Origin of the sequence: Pseudomonas sp. ABC1 (assembly GCF_013395055.1) — a bacterium.
In the GTDB taxonomy this organism is placed as follows: Bacteria; Pseudomonadota; Gammaproteobacteria; order Pseudomonadales; family Pseudomonadaceae; genus Stutzerimonas.
The window spans coordinates 3,016,172-3,028,220 of the sequence record NZ_CP058349.1 but is presented as its reverse complement, the minus strand read 5'-3'; the positions used below and the strand labels follow the sequence as shown (position 1 = coordinate 3,028,220).

Genomic DNA, 12,049 nt, shown 5'->3' with positions numbered 1-12,049 from the left:
ACCTCGGGCACTGGTCAAACCACTCGCCGGGCATCAGCACATCACTTTGCGGTGCCACTGTCTTTGTCCAACCGCATCCTTCACATTCAAAGGTGAAGGGCCTGGGTTTGATGGGCATTCTAAAGCTCCTTGGTCTCTTCGCTGATGTATTGCCATCGGTGCATTCAACTGCCCGGATAAGCCAATTCGATCTGCTCGTCGAACGCGCCACCAACCCCGCAGTAATCACGTGGAACACGCTCAAGATCCTCGGCTACCTGCACGATCACCTGGCGCAGTTCCAGGCGTTCGAACCAGCGGGCAGGAATGGCAGCAGCACCATACTGGGCACCCAACAAGTGCCCGGCGACAAGCCCTGTGCTGTTGCTATCGCCACTGTGATTCACTGCCGTGATCACCCCTTCTTCGAGTGATCGTGCTGTCAGCGCACACCACAGTCCAATCGCCAGCGTCTGTTCGGCGACCCAACCACCGCCAAGATCGCAAATGCGTTGCGGGGTTGGCTTATAGCCCTCGTAAAAGAAGAACAGCACCCGTTCAATAAGGCTGCGCGTTTCTTCCATACCAGGCACTTGCCCATACTTGGCCAAACTTTGAGTCACGGCGTGTTCCAGGCTGTCTTGTAGATCGACAACACGCTGAAGAATGTCTGCGAATAGCCCAGCCGCCAGGTAGCCCGTCGGATGCCCGTGCGTCAGGCGCCCAGATTGCGCTGCGTAGTCAAATGCATTGGCAAAGAATGCACAGGGCGCAACACGTACCAACGCGCCACAGCCTTTGCTGTTGTTTTCGGCAACCGCTCCCAGCTGCGCGCTGGCCTTGAGTGCGCTCAGGCAGGTTGTGCCAGGGGCGCGACGAGACCAGAGCTCCACCTGCTCGATCAGCCAGCCATCTGCGGCGACCGGTGTCGTCGAGGGGTAATCCTGGGTCAGCAGCCAGCGCAGCAACGCGTGGTGAATAACGCTCGGGACATGGCACGCCTGCCGTGAACTGCCAAACACAAAAGCGCGCAGTAAACCTTCTGCGGTGAACAACATCATCTGCGTGTCGTCGCTGATGGCACCGGTAATGCCGTAAGCCGGGGCAAAATCAATGATGCCCTGCGGACCGAACCTGGCCTCGATGGCAGGCCACTCAAGAAACTCCACGGGGGCGCCGAGCGCGTCTCCGACAGCACCGCCTAGCAGGCAGCCTTTGATCCGTTCAAGTCTGTTCATGCCCTTCTCTTATCGCTCTGCACAGATCAAGTTCTGCAAAATCATGAGCTTGCTTTGCAACTGCTCGATGTGCCTTTTCTCAGCACGCAGTGCCGAACGTAGCTCCCGGTTTTCCATTTCCCAGATCCGCGCCCAACGCGCGTCCTTGCGACAGGCGAGCGCCACGTGCCAGATTTCTCGCAACCTCAGGTACTGCATCAGGAGCACCGTCAGGATCATCCCGATCAACACCAGCGCCCCTGTCGAAACCGCTTCAGACATAGTCATGTCCACTTCCTTTCGTGACTTCAACTTATTTCGAAGACAGACACACGATATGTAGTGATTAACGACAGGTCTAGAATGTAGACTTATACAGGTAAAGTATTCGCGCACATGGAGAGGGTATGAAACGCAAGCAATCCATTGAACAGGTACGCTGGGACCTGGCACTTCGCTATCGTTTGATCGAGACCGTTACCTGGTGGGAAGGCAGGCTGACCACGGGGCACTTGATGCAGAGCTTTGGCATCAGCCGCCAGCAGGCGTCCAAGGACATCAATACTTACATCAGCGAGCATGCGCCCAAAAACTTGACATATGACAAGCAGCTCAAAGGGTATGTGCCGAGCAAGCAGTTCAAACCCCTGTTCATCGACGACAGTGCCAGTGCCTATTTGCACCTGCTCTATCAGAACAATGAGCGTGCCCCGCACATCGACGGACTGGCACTGGCCTATGCGCACACCAAAGTGTTGGAAGTGCCGGATCGCCCCATTCGGCCGGAGATCCTGCGCCCCTTGCTCAAGGCTTGCCGCGAAGGCCTGCGCCTGGAAACCGAGTACGTGTCGTTTAATACCCCGAACGTAGAGGTTCGCCTCATCGCCCCTCACACGCTGGTCTACACCGGCATGCGTTGGCATGTGCGGGCTTACTGCGAAAAGAATGGCCAGTACCGCGACTTCGTGCTCAGCCGCCTGCGCGGGCAGCCGGACCTGCTCGACGAATCGCCGAATACACGGGAGCTGGATGAAGACTGGAATGTCGAGATTCCGGTTATCTTCGAGCCCGATGGGCGATTGAACGAGGCACAGAAGGCAATCATTGAAACCGACTTCGGAATGACGCAAGGACAATTGGTGGTGCCCAGCCGCAGGGCCTTGGTGAAGTATGTGTTGATGCGTTATCGGATCGACCCGCGCAACCTGGCGACGAGCCCTGAGGCCCAGCAAATTGTGGTGAGCAACCTCAAGGAACTGAGGCCGTGGCTGATGAATGACTGACGCTCAAATCCCTGAGACGAGGGGCATGACGTCCCGAGTCGATGGCCAGCTAATGCTCGTTCAGCCGCGGGTGTATCTGCTCAACCCTATTCGGAGGACGACTCACCCACGGCCAGCCAAGAAGAGATCCAACCGTCGAGGATTTCAGCCATACCGGCTGGCGACATCTGTATCAACAGTCAGGGCTGTCCCCAGTCACTGTAGCTTCCGCCCCATGCCTTGGGCCTCGATGATCATGCAGTCGAGCAGAGCGAGCATGTCATCGACGTCAATTTCCTGGAAGCAGCCCTTCGCCTCCTGCTCCAGGATCATGGCGGCGAATTCCTCGCTGTATTCGACCTCACCCTCGGTTTCAACTTGCGCAGGTGCTGGGTCATCCGAGTGACCATCCTCTTGATCGTTACACATCACGAACCTCGCGTTGAAATGGGACCTTAGCTGAACGGTCGCGCCAACTTGGCCCAAGCAGACACCCGTTGGAAGCAGAAAAAGGACGGAGTTGTCGACGTTATCGGCGTTTGTCAGGCCGAATCAGAGGCACGTCGGTCCAGCTCCTGTTTCATCTCCATGTATTCACGGACAAACTCGTAGCCCTTCTTGGCAACGACGATGACACCGATAATTGCGAACAGATTTTTCATAGCACAACCTCTTGGGATTGACGGGTTTCGTCGACCGTTCCGAACCTGACCGCCATGCACAAGCCGTTGACCAGGTTCATGTCTTGCGGCGTCTGGCAACGAATGGCCATCAGATCAGGACTGGCGACGATACAAGCCAGCGACTTCGCCCGACTGACTGCTACATTCAAACGGTTTTTCGAGTACAGGAAGCCGATGTCCCTGGGCAGGTAGTCTTCATTCGACGTCGCCATCGAGACGATGACAATCTCTGCCTCTTGCCCCTGAAACTTATCCACAGTGCCGACGCGCGCACCCGCCGGCAGCACTTGCTTCAACAGCTGTACCTGCAAATTGTAGGGCGCCACGACAAGGATGTTTTCGAGAGACACCGCGTGCTCCTCGCCGGTGTTATCCACAAAGCGCTGCTGCAGAAAGTACGTGTACAGCGCTTTGACGTACGCGGCTTCTTCATCGGAACTCTGGCCGTTGCCGTCGTGCTCAACAGGGCAAAACATCAGTCCGCTGCCCGGTACGTCCGGGCGCTGGCCATCCAGTCGCAACACCTGCCGCTCGGCTCCTGGTGCCGACGACAGCTGACCTTCGTACACCGCATGAGAAATGAATGAGCAAACGTGCGGATGCATCCGCCAGGTTTGCGCCAGAAACACCCCACGGTCAGGCGCAATGGTGGGCGTGCCATCCAGCAGATAATCGAGGATAGAGTCACCGGAACGGCCAGGGTGCACGCCTTGCACGGGTTGCGACAATTGCATCTGGTCTCCCATCAAGACGATGTTGCGTGCCGCAATGCCCATGGTGACCAGGTTCGCCACGCTCACTTGCCCGGCCTCGTCGATGAAGAGGTAATCCAACGCCTCGGTGAAGGTCTCGTCGGCAAATAGCCAGGCGGTACCCGCAGTCAGGTCAATTCCCGGCCCCCAGGCATCAAGGAAATCCTTTTTGTCTTCGATGGAGCGAATGCAGCGACCAGTGAACTCAGTGCCATCTCCCTCCGATGACTTTTTCAACCCCTTGAATGCAACGCCCTCTGCTTGTGCACGAGACTCAACAGCAGCCAACAGGTTGTTGATGGCATGGTGCGAATTGGAGGTCACACCGATGCGCTTGCCTGCTTTGAGCAGGTCAACAATGACGTGCGAGCCCGTGTAGGTCTTGCCGGCACCCGGTGGCCCCTGAATAAACAGCACGCTGTTCTCGAGGTTGCGTACCACCTGCTTGATGGCATCCGTCGTCGTCAGGCGTGGATCCAGCAGTGGCGCACCCGGCTGGACGTCTTTCACCCGTGGAACGCGTCGATGGAGAAAGTCCGCCACCGCCTGGAAGCGCTGCTCACCGGCCAAGACGCTGTCGGCATAGCGAAACAGTGCCTCGCGCAGCGAAGTCGATGGAATCGGCCTGCCGGGAATCATGTCGAAGTCATCCGGTGGCGCTTTGTTCGCGGTGGCTTTGAACATCGCCAGACACGCGTGACTGTCCAGGTTAACCAACTGCACATTGGCCAGGGACTCGGTGATGACGCCTTGGGAACCCGTGCGCATCTTGCTTTCTTGAGGTTCGAAACTGTATTCAAACAGAAATGATTTCTTGATCGGTTCGGGCGGCGTTTTTGTACGCCGCAAACCGGCCAGGCTCTCGATATCCTCCAGCAGCTCCTCAGTGGTCATGTCCTGACGACTGAACAACTGCCACCATGTCGGCTTGTCTGCCCGACGGTGGAAGTCGAGCAGTTGGAAGGTGAGCAACCTGACTTGATCCGCTTCGCTCAGAGCACATTCGGCGGCGGACAAGCCAGCGAGCAAACGATCGCGATAGCTTTCCAGACGAACCTCGATCTCCTTTTGTTCCGCTACAGCTTTCTCGCTTTCTGCTTCAGGCTCGGAAAGAGTGCTCGCATCCGAAGGTTTAATGCTCAAAAGCCAGTTGCGCAGAAGATAGGTGGATAGCACGTCGTCTTCGTTGTACCGCTCGATCTGCTCGAGCAACGCCGACTCGCCAGTCTCTTTCCAACGCTCATAAAACACGATGCTCGCACCGGCATTGGTAACGTCCCCGTCGCGCTGCCCCATGTAAAAATGCTCGATGTTCTTGATCGAGTAGCTGGGCTCAGACACCCGGATCGCTTCGCGCACGACCTTGTAGAGGTCGACCAGCTTGCCGTTGCGCAGCAACCAGTCCACTTGTGCCTCGCGTGTACCGTGCTGGCTCATCAGGCGCTTGATGGCCGTCTCTTCATAGCTGGCATAGTGGTAGACATGTGCGCTGGGGTAACGCTTGAGGTGGGCGATGACCCAGTCGATGAACTGCTCGAACGCGATCTTTTCTTCCTCTCGGCTATGTGCCCAGAAGGGTTTGAAGGATTGTTGGCCACCTTCGTCGATATACAGACCGAAGAGATATTCCAGGCCGCCCTCCTCCAGCGGATTGCCCTCCATGTCGAAAAACAGATCGCCTTCAACCGCCGTGGGCATTCGGCTAAAACCACGCCTTTTCCCCACGACCGGCAGAAACTCGAACAACGGGCCATCACTGGAACGCCCCTGGAACTGCAAACGCGCCTGATGGCGCAACTTGCCCAGCGACTCCACTTGCAACTTGGGGATGCGCAAGTCATCGGTACTGTTCGCCAACTGCTGCAATGTGGTCACTCCACCAGCCTGCAATTTCTTGATTTGCGAGCGGCTGATGCCGGCGACTGCCGAGAGGTGATCGTCTTGCAGCCGTTGTTCGTCACAGCGATCGCGCCACACACAAAACCCGCAATGCCCGCATGGCTCCGGGTACGTCACAGGTTGTCCGTCACCGTTCACGAACGCCGTGAAACGCTGCAGCACTTGCTCCAGATAATCGGCGTAGTCAGCGACCCGAAACGCCTGCTCCGTACGCGCAGAATCACCCAGTACGACATACATGAACTGCGGCTGTATGCCCTGGATTGCAATCAGCATTCGCGAGTAAAGCGCAACCTGCACAAGGAACTTGGCCTTTGCAGACTTGGCCAGCTTGGTGTCGATCACCTCATAGCTATGATCGCCCAGCGTCGACGCCCGCGGCACCTTACGCAGGAAGTCGGCATGCCCAATAAAGGCACCTTCCTGGAGCGAAGCCTGGAAGATGATGTCCGCACCAGCCTTCATGGCCTCAATGGTCAGTTCCACCCGCCGCGCGAAACTCGGATTGCCCTCGGCAATGTCGACTACGTGAGCATTTTCGCGTTTGAGTCGTTCAAGAAACGTCGCTTCATGAGCGAGCCCCTTGCCCTGGATCAGGCGGTTCTGCTCGCTTGCCGGCGCTTTTTCCATAGGGGCAACAAGATGCTGAAGGTCCAGTGCCGTTAGGTGCTGGCACTCCAGAAAACCACAGATGTCTGAGGCGGAATACAACTGAACGCCGTTCCGGGTTTGCATGGTTGTATTCCACCCTGTGAAAGGCCAAGGGGCACATGGTGCTGCGCAAATGTTGCGTGTGTTGCTCAGGCGTCGAGCGAGCAGTCCTGGTAAAACTGCTCGAACAGACTCGTTGGCGAGTGCTGCGCATCAAGCAGGCCGAAGTGCTTGCCCACGTTACGCCCCAGGGCCATGAGTGTCCTTGCAGAGTTCTCGGTACCGGCATAGCCGGCACTCACGATGTAGTCGACACGATCCTTGTCGGTCGTCGCTCGCGCATACGCGTTGCCCGTGATCAACACATCCACCAAGCAGACACTGACGCGCTCATCACCGACTGTGAACGGCTCGAGGGCCTCGGTAGCCAGGGCCGCACGCAATCCGTCCTCACCACCGGCGACGATGCGCTCAAGCTGTGCAAGCGGTCGGCCGAACAAGTCGAACTCTTCAATGGAAAACGGGAAACAGTAGCCCTGTGCAGTGGTACGCGTGAGCGGCTTCTCGTCACGCGGCTGGGCCACCAGCCATTCAACAAACGAGGCTTTGTTATCGAGAGCACCGCTGTAGCGGAAGGCCAGATAATCCTTGAGAACCTGGCTGAAAGGATGCCCCGTGGGCACCCAATTATTGCCTCCACGCTCGCAGTCCTGCGCCTCGACTTCTGGCTTACCCGCTATGGAATTAGACGCCAGCGCCAGACCAAAGCAGCGAAGGTCATAGCCAAGCATGAACAGGCTGGCCTCGAGGGCATGGCAACGCGCGGGGAGAGTCCCTTGCCCAGCAAACCAATTGGTACGCTCGAGCAGCGCTCGAATAATCCAGCCCAAGCGCACTTGCCAACGCGCCCACTCGGCATAGTCGATCGTCGAAAACTGCGGCGCCGCCACGCTGTTCAGGAACGCTCCCGGGTTGCGGATCTGGCTGCCTCGCGCGCCGCCGGACGGGAACATCAGCAAGGGTTTACCACGCCCCGCCCACTGCTGGCGAAACAGCGAATACAACATGGCAATCGCAGCGCCCACACGGCTGTCATAGATTGGAGAACCGGACAAATCGAGCAAGGCGTGAATCTTGGTCAGTCCAGAATCGAAACGCTCGACACTGCTAGCGTCGAGGTCATCCAGGTCATTGTCACCCTCGAGCGTCATGAGTCCGGCCATCTTATTCAGGTAGCCCGACAACTCGCCTTTGGCCGCCAGCCGGTGCAAGAACGGTATGGCGCCCCGCACGCCGCCCCAACGAAGAATCTGCAAACACGCCTGAAGCGCTTGTTGCTCATCACCTGCGTTGACCGCACTCGTCAGCCACTCACGCAGTTGCCCCAAAGAGCGTTGGGTTTCAGCCCAGGTTTCAGACTCAACCACACTCTGGTTGGAGTCGTGCCAGCTTGCCTTCCAGCGATAGTGCTCAAGTACCCGCTCAATCCCCTGGACATCAACCGTCAAACCGCCAGGTACAAACTTGCTGGACTTGAAGCGCAGCTTGAACGTGAGCGCCGGCAAGTTGGCTGCCAGCCATGCAACGAAAGATTCCACTTCGGGTTGTGCCAGGAACTGTTCACGCTTCATGCAAGCCGCCTTGCGGGCAATGTCGAATGGCCATACCCTAAGCAAAATGGCAGGCCACGTCCACGTTGTCTGTTCATACAGGTAAACAAATTGAGCAGGTTCTAATGCCCTGAATAGACGCTTTTCAACGCCAGCGGCGATTGGCCCGGCCACCTGTAAAGTTTTCAGGCACACGCTACCTCTTTACCGACCGCCCACGACTTCAAGGATCGGCACTTCATGGACCATCAAGCACTCAAAGCCCGTCACCGCCAGGAACGTGAAGGCCACCATCCCAACCTCACCTTGCGCGTTCATCGCGCATTAAGCTGGCTGAATCGCGCCGAGCAGGCGGATGATCTTGATGGGCGCTTTATCTTTCTGTGGATCGCCTTCAACTCTGCCTATGCCACGGACATTGATGAGCAGTTCCGACTTTCCGAGCAGTCCACGTTCAAGGCGTTCCTGGACAAACTCTGTGCGCTAGACACGGCCAACCTGATCGAGAACCTGGTCTGGTCCGAGTTCTCAGGCAGTATCCGCGCATTGCTGGACAACCCCTACGTATTTCAGAGTTTCTGGGACAACCAGAACGGCAAGATCAGCGAGCAACAGTGGACCGAGCGGTTTGCCAGCGGTCGACGAGCAGCGCAGCAAGCGTTAGCCAACCGCAATACCCCAGCAGTACTCGGTGTTCTGTTCAATCGAATCTATACATTGCGTAACCAGGTAATGCATGGGGGCGCAACCTGGAACAGCAGTGTGAACCGGGATCAACTGCGTGACTGCTCGAACCTCCTCGGCAAGCTGGTGCCTGTGATTATTTTGCTGATGTTGGATAACCCGGAAACGCTATGGGGTGATGCTTGTTATCCGGTTGTTGCTTAGGCAGACCACATTCCAATCCCGCGATGACCGGTGAAAAACCAAGTGATTCCGCTTGCTGCTTACACTGAGTGGAAGGCGTTCACACGCGTTTGAATATGCGCGAATGCTTTGCCTGTAGGAAGTCAACGCAACAAGAATTTGAATTCGGGGCTCGAATTTGTCCTCAGTGACAAAGCCCTCCAAGCCCTCAGGAAGGCAAACTGACCTGAGGGCTGGACTGGGAACAAGCTACTTACCCTCTATCCTCGGCTGAATCCGAAGCCATGAGCGCCCTCCCCATAACGCTTCGTCGCAGCTTTACAAAGGTAGCTGGCACGATGAAACAGATCAGGTAAGTAATCCACATTCCCTGGCCGGACCTCCCTGTCTACTCGGTATTCCGCATTAGACGGGATATGTACCAAGCCTCTCACTTGCTCAACCTCGCACTTCAACGCACTGGCCCAAGCCTCCTGCATGCGGCTGATCATGTTCGGCCTCTGTGGCTGCAACCGCCCGATTGTGTAGTAGGCGTCCCTGTTGAGCAGGATCAGCAGGTGGTAATGCTGTCGCCCTGCCTCGCTCCTCTCTCTCGCCCAGACGTAACGCACCCTGCAGTCATGGGCGTACTTGTTCTGCTCACGTGCTTTCTCACGATTGTGCTCAATTTTTGCTTTGAACGACTCGATGAACCTACTAATCACACGGTTTGACAACGCATCATCCGGAATACCCCCAAAACGCGGAAGACGCAGGTCCACCCTGAACGCAATCACCCTAGGATACTGATCAAGTGCAAGGTTGATGGTGCGACTCAGGGCTTCAAGGTATCCAAGTATAAAAGGGCCTTTTTCACCCATTATCGGCAGGCCCTGAAAAGTATCTGCTGAGTACAAACGAAGATTACGGTTCTCTGAAAAACGACGCATGGTTACTACCTACTCTACTGAAGTTCATATCTTCAGTCGGCTTGGTAGTTATTTACACGTTCACCGCAACCCATTGAGCTAGACCTCAACGAGCTCATCACGCAGATACCAAAGTTCAATATCGACCACCTAAACCATACTGCCAACCGCAAGGTATAAAGTAGACATTCATGATAGATACCCGCTAGAGGGACATCTATGACCTTAACCTAATGATTCAATATCAGGCCCTGCATGAGTGACAGGCAGGAGTTATTAAACAGTAGCGCTTAGAACACTAAAGCATACTACCCGCACCGAAAGCTCCAAAAGCATAAACCCTAGAGAAAGTTTAAGCATTCCTGTTCAGAGCCAGAAAAACAACGCCACCAAAAGGTCCGGCAAAAAAACATCATGTCCGGGAGTCAACCGGACATGATGTTTTCATTGAAAGAAAATAAAGCAAACAAGAAGCAGACCAGCTGCCAAGAACAACCCCATCAATACCTACTAATTTCTCTCAACTAGCCTAGACTGAATCCAGGAATGAACCTCTGACTCCAACCAGCCAACAGAGCGCCCGCCTAACGAAATAGGCTTCGGAAATATCCCTTCAGCAACGTACTTATACACCGTAGATCGGGCCAGACCAGTAATTTCAATAACCGTTTTCATTCGAAGTATGCGCATGACCAACTCCTCAAATCCGTACACAGGATCTAGGAGGCCGGTAAAGAGTTACTGACCATTACTGGCATACAGAGCGATTTACCCCCGATACCGATAGCGCGTGGGAGTATGAACCTGAAAAAGAAGGCCAAAACGATAACGGTCAATCTCAGGCATCTCCTCCTCACTTGAAAACCTCTCACACGTAGGCTCGCCAAGATTGCTCTCATTCATGACATAGCACTCTCCTGCTCGAAAACTATTACCAGGAACAATCAACAGAGACCGGCCAACAGCAAACCGCCCAAAGTATGTGCCGGGCTCAAAACTCGGCAGGATCTGCAACCCGGCAATTTCGTACGCAAAACCCTTAGCACTTAAAACCAAACTCTGCACACGCCGAGCCATCAAAACAGCAACTACATAAACGAACTCAAAAAACAGCTCGCTTCGAAGGCCATCATCCTTGAAATCTCGCCCTGTGCCCGTTCCTTTACTGAAATCTTTCTTGATTCGCAGCTGCAATTCATCATCAGAATTAAACTGACCTAGTTCCAAGGCTTTCCAATGCTTGGACAGTAGCCCTGACGCGTACTCCTCCAATCTAACCTGAAGCGCCCTCGACGAGCTTCTATCCTTGGCTAAAGAAGAAAACAACCCCGCCAGCGCATTAAATCTATCGCTATCAGGCAGTATTCCAGAAAACTTTTTATGCCTCTCGAATTCCAGCCCTTTGCCAAGCCCCGCAGAGCCAATGATGACTGCAACCTCACTCATCTCCCCCGAATCCCCACTGGATTTCGAGACGAAAGTTAGCACGATCGCTCCCGAAGTACCTTTTTGAAAAAAACCATGATGAAAATTAATAAAGTAAACTGACTTTGAAACGCCCAATACAACAGATGTTGCAACACCCGGAATCACCCCTCTCATGACCCTCAGAGCGATCAGCTTGTGCACCTGGGCCTTTATTCGATCTCGATTCAGACCAGTAGCCTGGGACAGCCTGGATACTCCGATTCCCCGTACAACCCCAAATTGATCGGCGTATAGAAGCAGAGTGGACAGTAGCAACCGATTACAAACACTCAAGCCACCCTCACAATATTCCGCAGAAGGGTTCAGTACGTGATCAATTCTCGGTCTATTTATCACATTGAGCTTTTTGTTTTCGTCTTCTAACAACCTAGACAACTTACTTGACGCCCGATACCCACTCTTGGGGCGTCCCCGCCCGCAGACGATAGGTGTGCGTATCAAAAGATCTTCGGCCACCAATTCAGCCAGAGCGCTAGATACCACACGATCCGTAGCACCTGAGGCCTTGGCTAACTCCTTAATCCCGATTGTGATCGACTCCCACAACCCGTACATCTGCACGAACCTTACAAGGACAAACTTCGCCTCAGGGCTCACCCCAGCCAATCCAAGACCCAACAGAACGCAGTGCATCACCCACCCTCACTTCTTCAGGAAGGCAGCCATTAAATCGTAGAATAACACCCTGTTTCAAGCACATGTAGAATAGTCTATGCTACTACGTAACGTCACT

10 protein-coding genes are annotated in these 12,049 nt (G+C 55.1%); 2 read left to right on the top strand and 8 right to left on the bottom strand.

All coding sequences use genetic code 11. The features are described from left to right. Positions 1 to 164: 164 nt before the first annotated feature. Together HW090_RS13260 and HW090_RS13255 are read right to left on the bottom strand one after the other, a co-directional pair. A complete protein-coding gene (locus HW090_RS13260) occupies positions 165 to 1,217 on the bottom strand; it encodes an ADP-ribosylglycohydrolase family protein (RefSeq protein ID WP_179113966.1) in 1,053 nt (350 codons plus the stop codon). A 9-nt stretch (positions 1,218 to 1,226) separates the two neighbouring features. Beyond that, on the bottom strand, positions 1,227 to 1,484 hold the full coding sequence (locus HW090_RS13255) for a hypothetical protein (protein WP_096426791.1): 258 nt from the start codon (positions 1,482 to 1,484) through the stop codon (positions 1,227 to 1,229). Between the two features lie 119 nt (positions 1,485 to 1,603). Between HW090_RS13255 and HW090_RS13250 the strand changes: the two genes are divergently transcribed. Further along, complete coding sequence (locus HW090_RS13250) at positions 1,604 to 2,479, top strand: WYL domain-containing protein (protein ID WP_096426792.1); 876 nt, start codon at positions 1,604 to 1,606, stop codon at positions 2,477 to 2,479. 195 nt (positions 2,480 to 2,674) lie between these two features. On the opposite strand, the gene HW090_RS13245 is transcribed toward HW090_RS13250, so the two are convergent. The 3 genes from HW090_RS13245 to HW090_RS13235 form a co-directional block, all read right to left on the bottom strand. Continuing rightward, on the bottom strand, positions 2,675 to 2,887 hold the full coding sequence (locus HW090_RS13245) for a hypothetical protein (RefSeq protein WP_172901756.1): 213 nt from the start codon (positions 2,885 to 2,887) through the stop codon (positions 2,675 to 2,677). A gap of 229 nt (positions 2,888 to 3,116) precedes the next feature. Next, a complete protein-coding gene (locus HW090_RS13240; protein ID WP_096426794.1) occupies positions 3,117 to 6,527 on the bottom strand; it encodes a TM0106 family RecB-like putative nuclease in 3,411 nt (1,136 codons plus the stop codon). 65 nt (positions 6,528 to 6,592) lie between these two features. Beyond that, a complete protein-coding gene (locus HW090_RS13235; RefSeq protein WP_179113965.1) occupies positions 6,593 to 8,074 on the bottom strand; it encodes a hypothetical protein in 1,482 nt (493 codons plus the stop codon). 219 nt (positions 8,075 to 8,293) lie between these two features. On the opposite strand from HW090_RS13235, the gene HW090_RS13230 reads away from it, so the two are divergent. Continuing rightward, on the top strand, positions 8,294 to 8,941 hold the full coding sequence (locus HW090_RS13230; protein WP_033968774.1) for a HEPN domain-containing protein: 648 nt from the start codon (positions 8,294 to 8,296) through the stop codon (positions 8,939 to 8,941). Positions 8,942 to 9,180: 239 nt separating this feature from the next. On the opposite strand, the gene HW090_RS13225 is transcribed toward HW090_RS13230, so the two are convergent. The 3 genes from HW090_RS13225 to HW090_RS13215 form a co-directional block, all read right to left on the bottom strand. Beyond that, positions 9,181 to 9,849 (bottom strand): inovirus Gp2 family protein, encoded by a 669-nt coding sequence (locus tag HW090_RS13225; RefSeq protein WP_034100791.1) that lies wholly within the window; start codon positions 9,847 to 9,849, stop codon positions 9,181 to 9,183. A 489-nt stretch (positions 9,850 to 10,338) separates the two neighbouring features. Then, positions 10,339 to 10,518, bottom strand: coding sequence for an AlpA family transcriptional regulator (locus HW090_RS13220; RefSeq protein ID WP_023442851.1), 180 nt, complete (start codon positions 10,516 to 10,518; stop codon positions 10,339 to 10,341). Positions 10,519 to 10,596: 78 nt separating this feature from the next. Next, positions 10,597 to 11,457 carry a hypothetical protein gene (locus HW090_RS13215; protein ID WP_179113964.1) on the bottom strand — a complete coding sequence of 287 codons (861 nt, stop codon included), beginning with the start codon at positions 11,455 to 11,457 and terminating at the stop codon, positions 10,597 to 10,599. Positions 11,458 to 12,049 lie beyond the last annotated feature (592 nt).